Source organism: Tuberibacillus sp. Marseille-P3662, assembly GCF_900178005.1.
Lineage (GTDB): Bacteria > Bacillota > Bacilli > Bacillales > Sporolactobacillaceae > Marseille-P3662.
The window spans coordinates 1,570,222-1,587,969 of sequence record NZ_FXBS01000006.1 but is presented as its reverse complement, the minus strand read 5'-3'; the positions used below and the strand labels follow the sequence as shown (position 1 = coordinate 1,587,969).

Here is a 17,748-nt window from a genome sequence, read left to right as displayed (position 1 = left end):
AAATGATTCGGATCGCAGATACTATCTTGACCTAACCTGAGGAGTGATTCACAGCATGTTAATCTTGGAATTGGCGATTATTTTAATTGCCGCTAAGCTAGCCGGGAACCTAAGCGTCAAGCTTGGTCAGCCGTCCGTTTTAGGGCAATTAATGGTTGGTATATTAATAGGCCCTGCCATCCTTGGCTGGGTCGATAAAAACCATTTTATAGAGGAAATTAGTACGCTCGGCGTGATCCTGCTTATGTTTATTGCCGGTCTGGAAACAGATCTTAAAGAATTTAAAAAGAGTATTAAGGCATCCACGTTCGTAGGCTTTGGCGGCATCATCCTCCCATTTGTCGGCGGTTACTATTCAGGCACGCTTCTAGGCCTCACGTTATTCGAATCGTTATTTTTCGGTCTCGTTTTGACGGCTACAAGTGTAAGTATTACTGTGCAAGTGTTGCGAGAGATGGACAAATTAAAAACAAAAGAAGGCATGACGATTCTTGGTGCCGCCGTCTTAGATGATATTGCCGTCATTATCCTGCTCGCTTTCCTCATGAGCTTTATGGGCGGGGAAGTCAGCCTGACAATGGTCGTCGTTAAAAAAGTAATGTTTTTTTCTATTGCTATTCTAGTGGCTTGGAAAGGTGTCCCTTGGGCAATGAGGATCTTGTCCCAGATGAAAGTCCCGCAGGCACCGGTTGGAGCGGCACTGATCATCTGCCTGCTATTCGCCTTCTTTGCTGAGTATACAGGGGTCGCCGAGATCATCGGTGCTTACCTAGCGGGCATTGCCATTGGTATGACCAACTTCCAAAAAGAAATGATTGAAAAAATTGAGGTCCTCAGTTATTCCTTTTTCGTCCCCATTTTCTTTGTCGGAATTGGATTCGCCGCTGATTTGAATGGACTCGGTGGCTACGTCTGGATGATCATCGGTCTGAGTATGCTCGCGATCTTCGCCAAACTTATCGGTAGTGGATTTGGCGCGAAACTGGCCGGCCTCGGATGGTTAGGTTCGTTGAGAGTTGGCGCCGGCATGGTCTCCCGCGGTGAAGTAGCCTTAATTTTGGCTGCTCTCGGACTTGAACAACAACTCATAAGTTCGGAAATGTTCACAGTGTTAATCATCGTCATATTAGTCACTACCATCGTAACCCCGCCGCTCTTGAAGCTCTTCTTTAAAGAAGAAAAGGTTCAGCAGGAAGTCAATATATCAAGTCAGCTTTAATAAAAGCAGTCAATATTTAACTAGGAGTCGTTCTCCTTCTAAAAAAAGGGGAACGACTTCTTACCTACTATTTTGCCTTTAATGAAAACTTCACTGACATCATTGTTACTGCCAGACTTAGAACAGTTTCGGAATACCGTTAATTAATGAGTAAATGCCCATACAAGCCATAGCAATCACGATAAATACACCAAAAATCGTCATCCATAGGGGATGCTTATAGTTACCTACAATTTTAGGCTTGTGAGCCGCAACCAACATGACCCCTAAGGCAATAGGGAGGATCAACCCGTTTAAGGAGCCAACTAGAATTAAAACTTTCACAGGTTCACCGATCAGGGCAAAGACTAAAGTGGATACCGTGATAAAAGCAATAATCAGCCATTTATGATACTTTTCAAGGCTCTGATTAAAAGTGCGGATAAAGGAAACCGACGTATAAGCGGCTCCAACAACCGAAGTAACGGCCGCTGCCCACATTACAACACCAAAAATTTTATAGCCCATATTACCGGCAGCTAACTGGAAAACGGACGCCGGTGGGTTAGAAGGATCAAGCTGTAATCCTTGGGCGACGACACCTAATGTCGCTAAAAATAGGAAAATTCGCATGATAGAGGCGACGCTGATCGCCGTTATCGAACTTCTCGTCACCTCAGGAATGGCTTGTTTGCCTTTGACACCTGACTCTAATAAACGGTGTCCGCCAGCGAAGGTAATATAGCCGCCAACCGTTCCACCGACAAGTGTAATAATTGACAGAATATCGATGGTATCTGGTACAAAGGTTTGGCGGACCGCTTCTCCAACGGGTGGGTGGGAAGAGAACATCACATAGATGGTCAGTCCGATCATGATGATCCCAAGAATTTGTGTAAAACGATCCATCATTTTGCCAGCTTCACGAACAAGGAAGATACCGATGGCAACAATCCCGCTCAATAAGGCACCTATTTTCGGGGAGACACCAAATAACACATTAAGGCCAAGTCCTGCACCGGCAATGTTACCAATATTAAAAGCGAGACCACCGGCAACCACCAATGCAGCAAGGAAATAGCCCAACCCTGGTAAAACAAGATTGGCGATATCTTGGGCTCTCTTTTCGGCTACGGCAATAATGCGCCAAATATTTAATTGGGCACCGATATCAATAATAATGGATATTAAAATGACAAAACCGAAACTTGCCGCCAATGTTTCAGTAAATTTTGTGGTTTGGGTTAAAAATCCGGGACCGATCGCGGAAGTTGCCATCAGGAATGCTGCCCCTAAGAGTAAGCTGATATTTGTTTTCTTTGGCATGTGTCTCTCTCCTTGGGTTGATGTAAGGGTTATTTTATGATGTCGCTAATTTTGGTCACAGCAATATCTGCTTTTTCTAGGGCTTGGCGGATATATTTCGCAAAGTCTAAGGCACTGGCGCCATCACCATGGATGCAAACGGTGTCTGCTTGAATTAAGACATCAGATCCCTGAACAGATGTCACTAGGCTTTCCTTAGCCATTCGAATCACTTGATTAATGGCGACTTCAGAGTCTGTGATAAGGGCATCAGATTCCTGTCTCGATGTTAACGATCCATCTGCTTGATAAGTCCGGTCTGAGAACACTTCGCTGGCTGAACGCAGTCCGATTTTTTTACCTGCTTTGACGAGTTCACTTCCTGCTAATCCGAACAAAATTAATTCAGGATTAACCTTATAGATGGCCTCGGCAATCGCTTCTGATAGTGACGTGCTTTTGGCTGCCATATTAAATAAAGCTCCGTGCGGCTTAACGTGTTGAAGCTCGCCACCTTCGGACGTAACAAAGGCATTTAACGCGCCAATCTGATAAACTACGAGATTATAAGCGTCTTGCGGTGAAATATCAATATTGCGCCGCCCAAAACCAACCAAATCTTGTAGACCGGGATGAGCACCAATACCCACATTTTTCTCTAAGGCCATTTGAACGGTTTGCCGCATGGTCGCTGTGTCGCCGGCGTGAAAACCACAGGCAATGTTGGCAGATGTTACAAAGTCTAAAATCGCTTCATCTGTCCCTTTCTTGTAGACGCCAAAGCTTTCACCCATATCGCAATTTAAATCAACTGTAGGCATAGTCAATCCTCCTATTATCGTATTTTGATCGTAATGCCTTGCGCCAGCTGTTGAATTTTTCTTTCTTGTTCCAAATAAAGACGTTGGGCCGCCTCGAGAGATATTTCCATAAATGACACCTTATCACCGGGTTTTAATTGTGCCATATAGGGCAGATCAACGGTGGCGACTTGGCCGATTTTAGGATAGCCGCCGGTGGTCTGCCGGTCAGCTAGAAGCACAATCGGTTGTCCTTCAGCGGGTACTTGAATGGTTCCAAAACTGACGGCCTCCGATATCATGTCTCCCTTTGATTCTAGATGCAACTTAGATCCTTTCAAACGATACCCCATACGATCAGATTGAGGTGTGATCTCAAACGATTCAGAAAATAGATTCTCTTGGCTCTCACGCGTAAATAAGTGATATTGTCTGCCTTTCATGACCCGGATTGGATGGGGTGTTTTATCTATGGGAATCAGTTCGGATGTGACTGACCAATCCGTTTCGATAAAACGTTGATTTCCCAAATGAGTCTTAAGATCGTCCATGATTTGCGTTGATAAATTGCTGGGCTTACCGAAATGGATTTGATCACCTGTTTGTAATGCACGGCCTTTCAATCCGCCGATTTCAGCTCTAAGGTAGGTGGACTGGCTACCCATAACACTTGATATCTTATAACCGCCTGCAACGGCAAGATACGCTCGACACCCTGATTGGCAGCGCCCTAAGCGCAACTCACTGCCTTTTTTAATAAAAATCGATCGCCATAAGCGAACAGGCTCACCATCAATTGTTGGTGATAAGTCGCCACCGCAAATGGCAATGAGACTATCCATTTCAAATTGAAGGGTCGGACCTAACAGTGTCATTTCTATGGTTGCTTCATTTTCCTCGTTACCCACTAATAGATTGGCAATACGATGTGACATTTGATCCATCACACCGCTCATGATGACACCATATTTTTGTAAACCGTGTCGTCCCAAATCTTGAATGCTTGTCAGCAGACCTGGTTTGTTGATGTTAATCAATCGCTATTCTCCTCCCACTGTTGATATTCTTGAAAGCTTATTGGCTTAAATCGAATATGGTCTCCCGCTTGTAATAGACTCGGGATGGATTTATTGGGCTGAAATAACTTTAGCGGGGTTTTTCCAATCAGCTGCCAGCCCCCAGGTGTTTCAATGGGATAAACGCCTGTCTGTCTCCCGGCAATCCCAACGGAGCCAGCAGGTATTCTCGTACGAGGGGAAGACCGGCGTGGCGTTGCAAGGGATTCAGACATACCGCCAATGTATGGGAACCCGGGGGCAAAACCAATCATATAGACCAGGTAATCGCCGCCCGAATGGATATCGATGACTTCATCAACCGTTAATCCATTGTGCTCCGCCACATACTCAATATCAGATCCAGCTTCCCCGCCATAGTAGACAGGGATGTCAACTACTCTGGGCTTAGAGGCTTCACCGACTACTAAAGGTGTTAATATGGCCTCGAGATATTCACACACAACATTGTAAGGTAGATTGATAGAATCAAGATTGTGTATGTCCAATATTTTTATTGGGTCATAAAAGACGGTCACCGTTGTAAAGGCAGGGACGTATTCTATGAACCAATCAATAGGATGCTCGTCAAAATAAGCGGCCACTGTTTTGACTTTTTGCTGCGTTTCGATGTTGATCGTTTTCCCGAGTTCAATCATGACTGCCTGATCACCTAATGGATAGAAATGATAGTCCATCTTTTTATCACACCTTATAGAATAAACCAAATATTTAGACGTCTTAATTTGTTTATTATCACGTTTTTTGTCGGGGCTGTCAAAGATGAAATTAATAGGAATAAAAAGGAAGGTTTGTGAAACCTATTACTTGTCATTTCGTTATCATATATAAGATCATATATTGGAGGGAGCGTCATGTCTTTTCTTATTAAGCTTATGATGGTGTTTGCGGTTCCTGCTTGGTTTCTTTATGTATTTAATAAGCTTATGGGCTATCGAAAGGGGAACATTACCATTGATTTAGACAACTGGTATACAGATTTCGATGATCATATTGAAGCTGTGAAGCAGGAACTAGGGAAGCAAGGGAGAACGGTAACCTATCAACATAATCGTCATTTTATTATCGATGGAAAGTCGTACATTCTTATGAAACGGGATGTCCCCATGGGCGGTGCCCCTCTGCAGCGTACGATTCTTCAATATCAAAATGAATCGCATGCATAAGACTGTTTTGAAAGGGATTCAGTTGGGGAAAATAAACATACGGAAAGATAATGAGACAATCCATCGGTCTAGATCATCTGAATCGTAAGGAGGATGCCCGTATGAACGTATTAATTGTCGGCGCACATGGACAGATCGGACAGCACATTGTATCGCTGCTTGATAAAAGTGAGCATCACGCAAAGGCGATGATTCGCGATGAAAGTCAGGCGCCTGAATTAGAGAAATTAGGAGCAGAGACGGTTGTTGCTGATTTGGAACAAGATTTTTCTCATGCGCTTAAAGGGTGTGATGCGGTGATCTTTACCGCAGGTTCCGGAGGACATACCGGTCCTGAAAAGACCGAGGCGGTGGATCGCCAAGGAGCTATGAAAATGGTTGAAGTGGCGGAAAAGCAAAACATGGATCGCTTCATTCTGGTCAGCTCAATGAACGCGGATACACCTGATAACGGTCCGGAGCAGATGAAACACTACTTCAAAGCAAAGGGAGATGCGGATCATAAGCTGCAATCTAGCCATTTGAACTACACTATTCTCCGTCCCGGAAGATTATTAAACGAGCCTGCTACAGGTACCGTCACAGCAGCAGAACATATTGATGACCGGTCGAACGGCATTCCTCGTGCTGATGTCGCCCAAGTTGCTGTATCGTCGCTTGACCTAGAGAATACTTATCATCGCACATTCGAAATCCTCTCAGGTGATGTTCCAATTGATGAGGCATTGAAAAAGGTTTAAAACAAATTGATGATGATTGAGGAGGGGACAGCTCTCCTCAGCTATACTTAGGGGCACGATTCAATCGTGGCTCTTTTTGATATGATCATATTTTCTTATGAATGATCATAAACAAGCTGTTATTTTAATGATGAGGATTCAAGGTTATAGTTAAGGTAGTCAGCGCTTTGATCACAAAAAGGTTTGTATAAAAAAAGGGGCGATCGGATGGATATCAAAAAGCAAGTACAAAAACAATTTGGCAGTCATTCCAATGCTTATGTCACAAGCACAAGCCACAGAAAGGGCGGTGATCTCAAGAAACTTGTGGATTTGGCTGATGTCACTGGGAACGAAGAGGTGCTTGACATCGCGACTGGCGGGGGACATACGGCGAATGCCCTTGCACCTTTGGTTCATAAGGTGACAGCCTTGGATCTAACGTCGAAAATGCTATCGGCAGCTGAACAATTTATTAAGGAAAATGGGCATGATAATGTTGCATTTATCGAAGGTGATGCTGAGCAGCTCCCCTTTTCCGATGAGTCATTCGACTTAGTCACTTGTCGGATCGCTCCGCACCATTTTCCCAACGTCGAAAGATTTATCACTGAAGTCTATCGTGTATTAAGCTGCGGCGGTCGATTCCTGCTGGATGACAATGTCGCTCCTGAGGATGACGCGTTTGATCATTTTTACAACACTATAGAGAAGAAAAGGGACGCAAGCCATTATCGTGCTTGGAAAAAAACCGAATGGCTGCGTATGTTGGAGTTGAGTGGGTTTGAAATTGATGAGGTCCACCGTTTTGATAAATCGTTTGAATTCGCGAGCTGGTGTCAGCGCATGAATGTCTCTGAGGCCGATCAAAAGGCGTTAAACGACTATATGCTCGAAGTCCCGGAATCAGTGAAACATCAATTCCGATTTCGGACGAATAATGATCAACAAATGATCTCATTTCAAGGCCAAGCTATAGTATTAAAGGCAACCAAGCCGTTAATCTAACAAAAATTGCTTGATGATAGCAAAGACTTTCTCACGAATCTGTGTTTGTTCATTGAATAGTTGGTGCCGGCCTTTTTCTATATGAAAAACCTGTAAATTTTGGAACTTGTCTTCGATAAATTCAAGATTGTATTGCTGAGCAACGGTGTCGTCCTCGTCGCCTTGAATCACACAAGTGTTCAAGGTCGTCTCAGTATAGGTTTGAATATTCTCGTTCCATTCAATAAGGGCATCCACCCATTCTAGCGGAATCGCTTGGGGTTGCAAAGGATCCTTTTTAGCTAAAGATAAGTACTTCTGATTGGATGAGTTTTTTCGGAAATGTCGGTTGATGTCGTCAATAAACGGAAATGGCTTCGCTAGAGTATGACCTAATTTTGTCAAATGCCAATACTTTGATCTAATCAGCGGAGCCGCCAACACAACTTTATTGAAACGATGGTTACGGTGTTTTAAGACGTAATTGATCGCTATTGCACCGCCAGTACTATGGCCGATAACGTAAAATGGATCTGGCATTTCATCCCTTGCCTTCTTCATCAGTTTTTCAAGGGTTAATACATAATCAGAGAAGGCATCGACCGACGCCTTTTCCCCTTCAGAAAGACCGTGACCCTGCAAATCATAGCTGATCACACTATAGTGATGGTCATTTAAAAATTGAATGATTCTTTGCAAGTAGCCGACATGATCTAAATAACCATGTAATAAGAAAACGGTTCCTTTGCTTTCTCTTGGTGAAAACATTTGCACCATGATGTCTGTCCCATCAATCTCCAGCTTCCCAAGGTGAAATGCGACGTTCTCTAATTGAAATCCATAGTAATCAAGATATGCGATAATATCGGAATTCTTATCAGTGGGCTTGTGAAAATGAATCTTTTGCTCCCAACGCGACAATCGATCTAAAACATGTTTGATTTCCTGTTGATGATCCATGTTGGTTCTCCTTGTTGCTACAGTTATGTGCGCTTATTATTTGTATATGTCTGTAAAAATATGCTGTTATTGATATCCGTAAAATAGTGAATAGGACAAAAATAACGGTTGATTTTTCTGAAAAAATATAATATTCTTTGTCTGAGGAGATACCAACTGGTTAGTATAAAATGAAATAAGGGGGATGTGACATGACACGTGATGCTGTGATTGTGAGCGCGGTCAGGACAGCTGTGGCCAAAAATGGTGGCGCATTAGCGTCGGTTCCACCGCATGAGTACGCGGCGGAAGTGGTAAAGGAAGCGATTAACAGAGCCATGCTTAAACCGGAAATGATTGACGATGTTATTTTTGGAAACGTTCTCAGTGGTGGTGGAAATATTGCGCGGCTTACTGCTCTGCAAACTGGATTGGGACTCGATCTTCCAGGGTTAACCATAGACCGGCAGTGTGGATCAGGGATTAATGCCATCAATTTGGCGGCACAGGCTATCAAAGCGGGAGATGGTGACGTTTTTATTGCTGGGGGCGTCGAAAGTTATAGTCAAGCGCCTTATCTTATGGCGAAACAACACAAATTGTACAGCGTACAGCCGCCTCAATTCAAAAAACCCCAGTTATCTCCGCGTGACATTGGTGATCCGCCAATGGGCATCACGGCTGAGAATCTAGCTGAAAAATACAATATCAGTCGTGAAGAGCAAGATGAGTTTGCCTACCATAGTCAAATGAAAATGGCGCGTGCCATGGATGAAGGGCGATTTACTGAACAGATTGTTCCTATTTCCGTACCACAAAAGAAAAAAGATCCCCATCATTTTGAAATCGATGAACACCCCCGTCCACAGACGACAAAAGAAGGGCTTAAAGCATTATCCCCGGCGTTTCTAGAAGGTGGAAGTGTTTCGGCTGGTAACAGTTCAGGCTTGAATGACGCGGCTGCAGCGGTTGTTGTTATGTCGCGTGAAAAGGCTAATGAGTTAGGCCTTAAACCGCTCGCTGTCATTCGACAGCATGCCGTTGCAGGTGTGGATCCGACTATTATGGGAATTGGTCCGGTTCCAGCCACACGAAAAGTTCTTGACAAAATAGGTCTAACACTCAACGACATGGATCTGATCGAAATTAACGAGGCTTTTGCAGCTCAGGTGATCGCTTGCGACCGAGAACTCCATATGGACTCAAACAAAGTTAATGTCAATGGGGGAGCCATTGCTCATGGCCACCCGCTAGGGGCAACGGGAGCGATTCTAGCGACAAAGGCTGTGTATGAATTAAGGCGAGCCAATGGACGCTTTGCCTTAGTGACAGCATGTATCGGGGGTGGTCAAGGAATTGCGACAATCCTAGAGCGAGACAGTGATTCGTATTGAATGAATAGTGTCCATGACGCGATGCGAAAATGATGAGATCAAAACAGTGTATTTTTTGAGATTCATAGGAATGGATTAAAACGAGACAAAATATGATATACCAACCAGTTAGTATACCAGAAAAATGGAGGGATAAGACGATGCATATCAATCAATTATTTGATTTAAAAGGCAAAACCGCCATTGTAACCGGAGGTGGCCGCGGTTTGGGTGAACAAATAGCAACCGCCTTAGCTGAGGCAGGAGCCAATATTGTCCTAGGATCACGCAAACTGGAACCCTGTCAGGAGGTGAGTGAGAAAATAAAGGACATTGGTGTTGATTCATTCGCATGTCAGTGTGATGTCACGAACGCTGATGATATTAACAACATCGTTGCGAAAACGAAAGAGCATTTCGGGACTATTGATATCTTGGTTAACAATAGTGGAGCAACTTGGGGAGCCCCTGTGGTTGATATGCCGGCGGATAAATGGGATAAGGTGATGAATGTTAATGCAAGAGGAACATTTTTGATGTCACAGGCTGCCGGCAAAGTTATGATCGAGCAAGGTGGCGGTAGAATCATTAACATTGCCTCGGTCGCAGGTCTAGGCGGAGCTTTTCCGGAATCCCTTGATGCTATCGGATACAATTCCAGCAAAGGTGCAGTGATAACGTTTACCAAAGATTTAGCCGTCAAATGGGCCCGCCATAACATTAATGTTAATGCGATTGCTCCCGGATTTTTCCCAACCAAAATGTCTAAAGGTGTGCTTGAGAAGGGCGGGGATGAAATCCTCAAAGGGACGCCGTTAAACCGGTTTGGCTCAGACCATGATATGAAAGGCGCGGCCTTATTCCTTGCATCTGATGCCTCAAGCTACGTCACTGGGCAAGTATTGGCAGTCGATGGCGGTTCAAGCGCGACATAAAATAGCTATGGGATTATTTAAATAGGAAATGGGAGGTGTTCACTTTGGACTTTGAGTATTCCGACAAGGTTAAGCAATTGCAGGCCAAACTGAATGATTTTATGGAGGACGTTGTCTATCCAAATGAAACAACGTATAAAGAACAGCTGGATACTGGCAACAACCGTTGGGAGATTCCACCCGTTATGGAAGAAATGAAGACAAAGGCAAAAGCGAGCGGTCTTTGGAATCTATTTCTGCCTGACAGTGAATACGGTTCCGGACTGACGAACTTAGAATACGCCCCTTTATGTGAAATCATGGGACGTTCACCGATTGCTCCGGAAATATTCAATTGCGCCGCACCGGACACTGGTAACATGGAAGTTCTGGCCCGTTATGGCTCACCACAGCAACAAGAACAATGGCTGAAGCCACTGCTTGAAGGTGATATTCGGTCCTGTTTTTCAATGACAGAACCGCAGGTCGCTTCTTCCGATGCAACAAATGTTCAAGGGAGTATAGAGAAGGATGGTGACCATTACGTCATCAATGCCCGAAAATGGTGGTCTTCCGGTGCAGGGGATCCGCGCTGCCAAATATCCATCTTTATGGGTAAAACGAATCCATCGGCACCAAGACATGAACAACAATCGATGATTCTTGTTCCAATGGATACACCTGGCGTTAACATCTTACGGACATTACCGGTCTTTGGGTATGATGATGCTCCGCACGGTCATGCTGAAATTGAGTTTAATAACGTTCGTGTTCCTGCTTCTAATGTGATTTGGAATGAAGGGAAAGGATTTGCGATTGCCCAAGGGCGTCTGGGACCTGGGAGGATTCACCATTGTATGCGTTTAATTGGTGCTGCCGAACGTGCGCTTGAACTGATGGTCAAACGTGTCAAAGAGCGCGAAGCTTTTGGCAAATCTCTCGCTGATCAAGGTGTTATTCGTGAGCGTATTGCCGAATCCCGCATCGATATTGAGCAGGCGAGGTTGTTAACATTAAAGGCTGCGCACATGATGGATACGGTCGGCAACAAAGAAGCTAAAGGAGAGATTGCGATGATCAAGGTCATTGCACCGAATATGGCTCTCCGTGTGATTGACCGGGCTATCCAAGCTTATGGCGCCGCAGGGGTGAGTGATGACTTTCCACTGGCAGCCAGTTGGGCGTCATCCAGAACCTTGCGATTGGCTGATGGTCCCGATGAAGTCCACCGGAATGCCATCGCAAAACTGGAACTGAAAAAATATGCTGATCAACCATCAGTACAAAGGTAGGGATATGACTCATGACCCATCAACATGTATTAGTCAATGTGAACGATCATGTGATGTCGCTGACACTTAACAGACCTGATAGCCTGAATGCATTTAGTCCGGACATGATGGATGGTTTAAAGGAAGCATTCCAAAGAGCCGAGCATGATGACGACATTCGTGCAGTGGTCTTATCTGGAGCGGGACGGTCATTCAGCGCCGGGGGTGACGTGAAAGGCATGGGAGCGGCCAATCCGGTCGGTGTTTATGAACACATAGGCGAGCTTAATGAATTGATCCAACAAATGACTGAATTAGGTAAACCCATTATTGCTGCTATCCATGGTTTTACAGCGGGTGCCGGGGTTTGTTTAGCCATGGCCTGTGATCAGATTGTCGCATCCGAAGATAGCCAATTTGTTCTCAGTTTTTCTAAAGTAGGTCTGATTTCTGATGGTGGCGGGTTGTTTTTTCTTCCTAGGACCCTTGGGACCTTTCGTGCAAAAGAGTTGTTATTTAACGCTGAACCGATTGATGCACAAAAAGCGCAGCAATGGGGGATGGTGAATTTTATTTATTCATCTGATGAATGGCACGACAAAGCTATAGCCTATGCAAACAAGTTGGCCCAAGGACCAAGCCAAGCTTACGGTTTTATTAAAAAAATTGCTAACCGGTCGCTGACAGCAGATCTCAAAGAAATTCTTGAAGTTGAACGGACGACGCAGGGCATGGTCAGTCAATCTGATGACCATAAGGAGGGCGTGGCTGCTTTTAAAGACAAGCGCCATCCGCATTTTACTGGTAAGTAGATAAGCACGAATTGAGCGATTGTCAATGACTTCACTAACAATTCTTTATGTGGTGGTGACCCAACATGCAGAATGCGCATTTTAAGCATTGGCCGAAACGTGTACCAAAAACACACACTGTGCCGGAAACAACGTTGTTCGATAATCTTGAAGTAACCGCCAGGAGATATCCTAATAAAACGGCTATTCACTATTACGGCAATGATATGACTTATAAGCAAGTCTACGACGAGACACTGTCACTTGCCGGATTTTTGCAGCACCAACTTGGAGTAACCAAAGGTGATCGCGTCTTACTTTACATGCAAAATTCACCGCAATTTGTCATTAGTTATTATGCTATTCTTCGGGCTGATGCGGTTGTCGTCCCGATCAATCCAATGAATGTCGCTAATGAACTGTCGTTTTATATTGATGATACACAAGCAAAGGTCGCGGTGATCGGACAGGAGTTGTTGAAGCAGATTGAGCCGTCTCTAAAAACAACTTCATTAACACATTTAGTCGTGGCTGCCTATTCGGACTATGCAGGTGATATTTTTTCCAACTTGCCTGATGTCGTTAAAGAACCAGCAAAAGGGTTCGAGGGAACGAGTATAACGACTTGGTTGAAAGCGCTGTCATATTGTGATCAACCTGACCGGCATACGGCAGCGAGTGATGATATAGCTGTTTTGCCGTATACATCCGGAACGACCGGCAAGCCAAAAGGGTGTATACATACCCATAAAACAGTTCAAGCAAATGCCGTCGGGACCTGTGATTTTCAACAAGTCACATCCGATGCTGTTGTGTTGACTTCTTTGCCATTATTTCATGTCACGGGTATGGAGCATAGTATGAATGCGCCCATATTCAGCGGTAGTGCCATGGTGATGATGACTCGCTGGAATCGTGACATGGCTGGTGAACTGATTCAACGTTATGGGTGCAGTCACTGGACGAACATCGCGACGATGGTGATCGATTTCTTAGCGAACCCAAATTTGCCTAATTTTGATCTGAGCTCTTTGAGTTCAATTGGAGGTGGAGGGGCACCGCTTCCGAAGGCCGTTGGGGAAAAACTGTATGAAGTCACAGGTGTTCAGTATGCAGAAGGATATGGTTTATCCGAAACTATTTCACAAACGCATTTTAACCCTCCGGATCGCCCGAAATTGCAATGTATGGGTATCCCATCTTTTGACGTTGATGCTCGAATTGTTGATCCTGAAAGTTTACAAGAATTGGGGCCACATCAGGAAGGGGAAGTTGTTGTCAATGGTCCTCAAGTTTTCAAAGGTTATTGGCAGCGTCCTGAAGACACCAACCGTTCATTCATGACAATAGCTGGTCAATCCTTTTTTCGAACAGGGGATATCGCGACCTATGATGACGAGGGCTATTACTTTATGGTTGATCGGGTCAAACGGATGATCAACGCATCTGGATTTAAAGTGTGGCCAGCAGAAGTGGAGTCAGCCCTCTACAAGCATCCTGCTGTTGAGCAGGCATGTGTGATCGGGGTTCCTGATGAAAGAAGGGGCGAGACGGTTAAAGCGTGTATTGTTTTAAATGAAAAGGAGCGTGGCCGGACATCAGCAGAAGCGATCATCGCTTGGTCAAAACAGCAAATGGCCGCGTACAAATACCCTCGGATTGTGGAATTTTTAGAGGAACTACCTGTCTCAGGCAGTGGTAAAATCTTATGGCGCAAACTTCAGGAGCGCGAAAGAGCAATAAGTCATTGAGAAACACCGTTAAATAGCTGATATCAATGACTTTTGGGTTGACGGATCAAAATCCATTTCTTGAATTCGCGGCTTTTGAGTCGAGGGAGGGAAACGCATGGATTTGCTTTTGCAGCAGTTGTTAAACGGTCTCACACTCGGAAGTATTTATAGTCTTGTCGCTTTAGGATTGACATTGGTTTATGGAATTTTACATGTGCCTAACTTTGCCCATGGTGCTTTTTACATGGTGGGCGCTTACGTCACCTTTTTTATGGCGGCATCCTATGGCCTGAATTACTGGGTGGCCATGCTGATTTCGATGGTTGTTGTCGCCGGGCTGTCTGTTCTTTCAGAAAGGCTCGTCTTTCACCCGCTCCGCAATGCCGAGCCGGTTCACGATATGATTGCAGCCATTGGTATTATGTTGTTCCTTGAAGCTTTAGCCCAGTACTTCTGGGGGGCGGAATTTCGGCGAATGGCCACGCCGTATTCAGAAGTCGTCAACTTTTTTGGATTATCGACTCCCTTACAAAGGTTAATTGTGATTGCTGGGGCGATAGTTCTAATGCTAGCCCTTCACTGGTTCTTGCGAAAAACGATCACTGGTTCTGCGATTATGGCGATGGCGCAGAATCGGGAAGGGGCTTTTTTAGTTGGGATTAATGGAACAAGGGTATTAATGCTGACATTCGCGATCTCAGGTGTGCTAGCAGCTGTTGCCGCTTCCTTATTTGCACCGATTAACCTTGTGTATCCGTCAATGGGAAATCTCGTTATTATGAAGGCATTTGTCATTATTATTTTAGGAGGCATGGGGAGTATACCCGGCGCAATTGTCGGAGGGGTGATTCTGGGATTGGGTGAGAGTCTTGGGGCCACTTATATTTCGACCGATTATAAAGATATTGCCGCCTTCTTATTACTTGTTGTCATTCTCTCTGTTAAGCCGAAGGGTCTCTTTGCAAAGGGGGTTCATTAGTGGCTCAGATGATAAGAAAACAATGGCTATTTGTTGTATTGCTTGTGATAGGCGGTGTTCTCCCTTTTATTGTACCTAATCAATATTATCTGTACGTGACCGCCCTTGGTTTTATATGGGCCATTGCGGTATATGGACTTAATCTCATAACAGGATATACAGGTCAACTTAATCTTGGCCATGCCGGTTTTTTTGCAATAGGCGCTTATACCGTGGGGATTTTAACAAAAGCGGGTATGTCATTCTGGATGGCCCTCGGCCTTGGCTGCTTACTAACAATGGTTGTTGGCCTCTTGGTAGGTATCATCTCCTTGCGGTTAAGAGAACATTATTTTGCTATATTTACCCTCTGTGTTGGGTTCATCATCTATTTGATCATTCAACAGTGGGACAGTTTGACAGGCGGCGTCGTTGGGTTGATTGGCGTTCCTTACCCTGAAGCCATTGGACCCATCATCTTTGAAAATCATCCGATCAACATGTATTACCTCATCTTATTCTTCTTGCTATGCACTGTATTTTTCTTTTCACGGATTGTTCATTCCATCATTGGAAGAACATTTACAGCCATCAAGAACAGCGAGGCATTAGCCCAAACGTTAGGGATTTCTTTAATTCGAAATAAAATAGTTGCTTTTGTGTTGTCGACCTTTTTTGCGGGTCTAGCTGGTGGTCTCTATGCCGTGTATATTCGGTTTCTTGGAGCGGAAATCGGTCATGTGACGATTACTTTTGATATTCTTATGTATTTGTTGGTTGGTGGTATTGGTACCATCAGTGGTCCGATTGTTGGTACGCTGCTCGTTACCTGGGTCACCCAATATCTGAATGCTTGGTCTGAATATCGGATGATTATTTTTGGCCCATTACTCATCTTACTCGTGATTTTCTCTCCTAAAGGGATTGTCGGTTCTCTTAAAGGATGGATGGACAATAGAAAAGCCAAAAGGTTAAAAGCAACAACAAAAGATAGTCAATCCAATATTAAGGAGGCCGGCTGATGGAACTGATTACGGAAGGGCTCATGAAAACTTTCGAAGGATTAACAGCCGTTGACAATATTGACCTGACTGTAGAACAGGGAGAGATTACGGCGATCATCGGCCCTAACGGTGCGGGTAAAACAACTTTGTTCAATCTGCTTAGCGGCTTCCATAAACCAACTAATGGAAACGTTTTGTTTCAGGGTGAGGTTGTCACGAACTTGTCAGCAAATAAGATCGCCAGACTTGGTATTTCCCGAACGTTTCAAACGACCCATCTTTTTGAAGATGCCACGGTTCTTGACAATCTTATCATTGGTCACCGTTTGCGAACAAAATCAGGGTTATGGGATGCGTTATTAAAGACTCCCCGGTTAAAACGTGAAGAGCGCCAATGCCGCGAGAAAGCCTTTGAGGTTCTACAATTTGTTGAGGCGGATTATCTCGCCAGCCGTCTAGTCCATGATATTTCCCAAGAAGCGAAAAAAAGAGTCGCGTTCGCCCTCGCGCTAGCGACGGAACCGCAACTCCTCCTTCTTGATGAACCGGCCGGTGGTGTGAATCCAAGTGAAACAGAAGGATTGGCGGCACTGATCAAAAAAATGAAGCAATCGGGATTAACGGTTTGTTTAATTGAACACAAGATGGATATGGTTATGGATCTCGCTGATCACATTGTTGTCTTAAATCATGGGGAAAAAATTGCTGAAGGAACACCTGATGAGATTGGAAAGAACCCAACGGTCATTGAAGCTTACTTGGGGGGTGCTTATGATGCTGCACATGAATGAAGTTTGTATGACATACGGCGATTTTCAAGCATTGAACGGTATTAATCTAGATGTCCATGATGGTGAGTTGGTTGTTTTACTAGGAGCCAATGGAGCTGGTAAAAGCACGATATTTCGAACGATCAGTGGTTTAGAGAAAACGACAGCCGGAGACATTTGGTTTGCCGATAGACAAATTAGTGGATGGAAGCCCGATAAGATTGTTCGTACTGGGCTGGTTCAATGTCCTGAAGGACGGAAGTTATTCCCGCATATGTCTGTCATGAAAAATTTAATCATGGGTGGCTATGTGCTTAGAAAAAAGCAACAAGCAATACAAGCGTCTATTGAGGAGGTGTTTCAACTATTTCCAGTTTTGCAAGATAAAAAGAATCTCTCCGCCGGTTCATTGAGTGGGGGGCAGCAGCAAATGTTAGCCATCGGACGTGCACTGATGGCCCGCCCTAAATTGCTGATGCTTGACGAACCGTCGCTAGGCCTTGCACCGCTTGTTGTTCAGCAGATGTTCGAGACGATTAAAATGATTAATCAGAAGGGGACCATGATCCTATTGGCTGAACAAAATGCTAATGCTGCCCTGCAAATTGCTAACAGGGGATACGTGATTGAAGGCGGTTCAATTGTTACACAAGGAAGCAGACAGGAATTGTTAGAAAATGACGCCATTAGGAAGGCGTATATCGGTGCCTAGAATATGATGATGCCATTCTTAGGGGGAAAGAA

The 17,748-nt window shown here is 44.5% G+C and carries 18 protein-coding genes; 13 read left to right on the top strand and 5 right to left on the bottom strand.

The features are described 5' to 3' along the window. Positions 1-55: 55 nt before the first annotated feature. Entirely contained in the window at positions 56-1,219 is a 1,164-nt protein-coding gene (locus B9Y89_RS16575; RefSeq protein ID WP_085524294.1) for a cation:proton antiporter, read from the top strand. A 117-nt stretch (positions 1,220-1,336) separates the two neighbouring features. Here B9Y89_RS16575 and B9Y89_RS16570 read toward each other — a convergent pair whose 3' ends face one another. From B9Y89_RS16570 to pxpB, 4 genes are read right to left on the bottom strand one after another with little or no spacing between them, the layout of a single operon-like run. After that, positions 1,337-2,524 carry an NRAMP family divalent metal transporter gene (locus B9Y89_RS16570; RefSeq protein ID WP_085524293.1) on the bottom strand — a complete coding sequence of 396 codons (1,188 nt, stop codon included), beginning with the start codon at positions 2,522-2,524 and terminating at the stop codon, positions 1,337-1,339. A 29-nt stretch (positions 2,525-2,553) separates the two neighbouring features. Beyond that, complete coding sequence (locus B9Y89_RS16565) at positions 2,554-3,324, bottom strand: 5-oxoprolinase subunit PxpA (protein WP_085524292.1); 771 nt, start codon at positions 3,322-3,324, stop codon at positions 2,554-2,556. A gap of 14 nt (positions 3,325-3,338) precedes the next feature. Next, positions 3,339-4,340 (bottom strand): 5-oxoprolinase subunit C family protein, encoded by a 1,002-nt coding sequence (locus B9Y89_RS16560; protein WP_085524291.1) that lies wholly within the window; start codon positions 4,338-4,340, stop codon positions 3,339-3,341. After that, entirely contained in the window at positions 4,337-5,056 is a 720-nt protein-coding gene (gene pxpB, locus B9Y89_RS16555; protein ID WP_085524290.1) for a 5-oxoprolinase subunit PxpB, read from the bottom strand. Before pxpB ends, B9Y89_RS16560 begins: the two co-directional genes overlap by 4 nt. Positions 5,057-5,233: 177 nt before the next feature. Here pxpB and B9Y89_RS16550 point away from each other — a divergent pair, with 177 nt between their 5' ends. The 3 genes from B9Y89_RS16550 to B9Y89_RS16540 all read left to right on the top strand — a co-directional run bounded on the left by B9Y89_RS16550 (position 5,234) and on the right by B9Y89_RS16540 (position 7,272). Next, a complete protein-coding gene (locus B9Y89_RS16550) occupies positions 5,234-5,545 on the top strand; it encodes a hypothetical protein (protein ID WP_254901276.1) in 312 nt (103 codons plus the stop codon). 101 nt (positions 5,546-5,646) lie between these two features. Next, positions 5,647-6,285, top strand: a complete 639-nt coding sequence (locus B9Y89_RS16545; RefSeq protein WP_085524289.1) for an SDR family oxidoreductase — start codon at positions 5,647-5,649, stop codon at positions 6,283-6,285. 207 nt (positions 6,286-6,492) lie between these two features. After that, positions 6,493-7,272 carry a class I SAM-dependent methyltransferase gene (locus B9Y89_RS16540; RefSeq protein WP_085524288.1) on the top strand — a complete coding sequence of 260 codons (780 nt, stop codon included), beginning with the start codon at positions 6,493-6,495 and terminating at the stop codon, positions 7,270-7,272. Here B9Y89_RS16540 and B9Y89_RS16535 read toward each other — a convergent pair. Beyond that, complete coding sequence (locus tag B9Y89_RS16535; protein ID WP_085524287.1) at positions 7,264-8,211, bottom strand: alpha/beta hydrolase; 948 nt, start codon at positions 8,209-8,211, stop codon at positions 7,264-7,266. The genes B9Y89_RS16540 and B9Y89_RS16535 overlap by 9 nt on opposite strands. A gap of 191 nt (positions 8,212-8,402) precedes the next feature. Between B9Y89_RS16535 and B9Y89_RS16530 the strand changes: the two genes are divergently transcribed. The 9 genes from B9Y89_RS16530 to B9Y89_RS16490 all read left to right on the top strand — a co-directional run bounded on the left by B9Y89_RS16530 (position 8,403) and on the right by B9Y89_RS16490 (position 17,716). Continuing rightward, positions 8,403-9,584, top strand: coding sequence for a thiolase family protein (locus B9Y89_RS16530; protein WP_085524286.1), 1,182 nt, complete (start codon positions 8,403-8,405; stop codon positions 9,582-9,584). A gap of 140 nt (positions 9,585-9,724) precedes the next feature. After that, positions 9,725-10,498: an SDR family oxidoreductase gene (locus B9Y89_RS16525; protein WP_085524285.1), complete on the top strand. Its 774-nt coding sequence runs from the start codon at positions 9,725-9,727 to the stop codon at positions 10,496-10,498. A 44-nt stretch (positions 10,499-10,542) separates the two neighbouring features. After that, positions 10,543-11,769, top strand: coding sequence for an acyl-CoA dehydrogenase (locus B9Y89_RS16520; RefSeq protein WP_085524284.1), 1,227 nt, complete (start codon positions 10,543-10,545; stop codon positions 11,767-11,769). Positions 11,770-11,780: 11 nt separating this feature from the next. Next, on the top strand, positions 11,781-12,560 hold the full coding sequence (locus B9Y89_RS16515; protein ID WP_085524283.1) for an enoyl-CoA hydratase/isomerase family protein: 780 nt from the start codon (positions 11,781-11,783) through the stop codon (positions 12,558-12,560). A gap of 65 nt (positions 12,561-12,625) precedes the next feature. Beyond that, positions 12,626-14,290: a long-chain fatty acid--CoA ligase gene (locus B9Y89_RS16510; protein ID WP_085524282.1), complete on the top strand. Its 1,665-nt coding sequence runs from the start codon at positions 12,626-12,628 to the stop codon at positions 14,288-14,290. 97 nt (positions 14,291-14,387) lie between these two features. Further along, complete coding sequence (locus tag B9Y89_RS16505) at positions 14,388-15,251, top strand: branched-chain amino acid ABC transporter permease (protein ID WP_085524281.1); 864 nt, start codon at positions 14,388-14,390, stop codon at positions 15,249-15,251. A gap of 8 nt (positions 15,252-15,259) precedes the next feature. Next, the gene (locus B9Y89_RS16500; RefSeq protein WP_085524782.1) at positions 15,260-16,252 is read left to right on the top strand and encodes a branched-chain amino acid ABC transporter permease; all 993 of its coding nucleotides are present in this window, start codon (positions 15,260-15,262) and stop codon (positions 16,250-16,252) included. After that, a complete protein-coding gene (locus B9Y89_RS16495) occupies positions 16,252-17,025 on the top strand; it encodes an ABC transporter ATP-binding protein (RefSeq protein WP_085524280.1) in 774 nt (257 codons plus the stop codon). The genes B9Y89_RS16500 and B9Y89_RS16495 overlap by 1 nt, the downstream gene beginning before the upstream one ends. Continuing rightward, the gene (locus B9Y89_RS16490; RefSeq protein WP_085524279.1) at positions 17,009-17,716 is read left to right on the top strand and encodes an ABC transporter ATP-binding protein; all 708 of its coding nucleotides are present in this window, start codon (positions 17,009-17,011) and stop codon (positions 17,714-17,716) included. The genes B9Y89_RS16495 and B9Y89_RS16490 overlap by 17 nt, the downstream gene beginning before the upstream one ends. Positions 17,717-17,748: the final 32 nt, after the last annotated feature.

Bases quoted from the DNA above. Each gene is read 5' to 3' on its own strand.
- B9Y89_RS16575 (WP_085524294.1), top strand. From the start codon at position 56: ATGTTAATCTTGGAATTGGCGATTATTTTAATTGCCGCTAAGCTAGCC.
- B9Y89_RS16570 (WP_085524293.1), bottom strand. From the start codon at position 2,524: ATGCCAAAGAAAACAAATATCAGCTTACTCTTAGGGGCAGCATTCCTG.
- B9Y89_RS16565 (WP_085524292.1), bottom strand. From the start codon at position 3,324: ATGCCTACAGTTGATTTAAATTGCGATATGGGTGAAAGCTTTGGCGTC.
- pxpB (WP_085524290.1), bottom strand. From the start codon at position 5,056: ATGGACTATCATTTCTATCCATTAGGTGATCAGGCAGTCATGATTGAA.
- B9Y89_RS16550 (WP_254901276.1), top strand. From the start codon at position 5,234: ATGTCTTTTCTTATTAAGCTTATGATGGTGTTTGCGGTTCCTGCTTGG.
- B9Y89_RS16545 (WP_085524289.1), top strand. From the start codon at position 5,647: ATGAACGTATTAATTGTCGGCGCACATGGACAGATCGGACAGCACATT.
- B9Y89_RS16540 (WP_085524288.1), top strand. From the start codon at position 6,493: ATGGATATCAAAAAGCAAGTACAAAAACAATTTGGCAGTCATTCCAAT.
- B9Y89_RS16535 (WP_085524287.1), bottom strand. From the start codon at position 8,211: ATGGATCATCAACAGGAAATCAAACATGTTTTAGATCGATTGTCGCGT.
- B9Y89_RS16530 (WP_085524286.1), top strand. From the start codon at position 8,403: ATGACACGTGATGCTGTGATTGTGAGCGCGGTCAGGACAGCTGTGGCC.
- B9Y89_RS16525 (WP_085524285.1), top strand. From the start codon at position 9,725: ATGCATATCAATCAATTATTTGATTTAAAAGGCAAAACCGCCATTGTA.
- B9Y89_RS16515 (WP_085524283.1), top strand. From the start codon at position 11,781: ATGACCCATCAACATGTATTAGTCAATGTGAACGATCATGTGATGTCG.
- B9Y89_RS16510 (WP_085524282.1), top strand. From the start codon at position 12,626: ATGCAGAATGCGCATTTTAAGCATTGGCCGAAACGTGTACCAAAAACA.
- B9Y89_RS16505 (WP_085524281.1), top strand. From the start codon at position 14,388: ATGGATTTGCTTTTGCAGCAGTTGTTAAACGGTCTCACACTCGGAAGT.
- B9Y89_RS16500 (WP_085524782.1), top strand. From the start codon at position 15,260: ATGATAAGAAAACAATGGCTATTTGTTGTATTGCTTGTGATAGGCGGT.
- B9Y89_RS16495 (WP_085524280.1), top strand. From the start codon at position 16,252: ATGGAACTGATTACGGAAGGGCTCATGAAAACTTTCGAAGGATTAACA.
- B9Y89_RS16490 (WP_085524279.1), top strand. From the start codon at position 17,009: ATGCTGCACATGAATGAAGTTTGTATGACATACGGCGATTTTCAAGCA.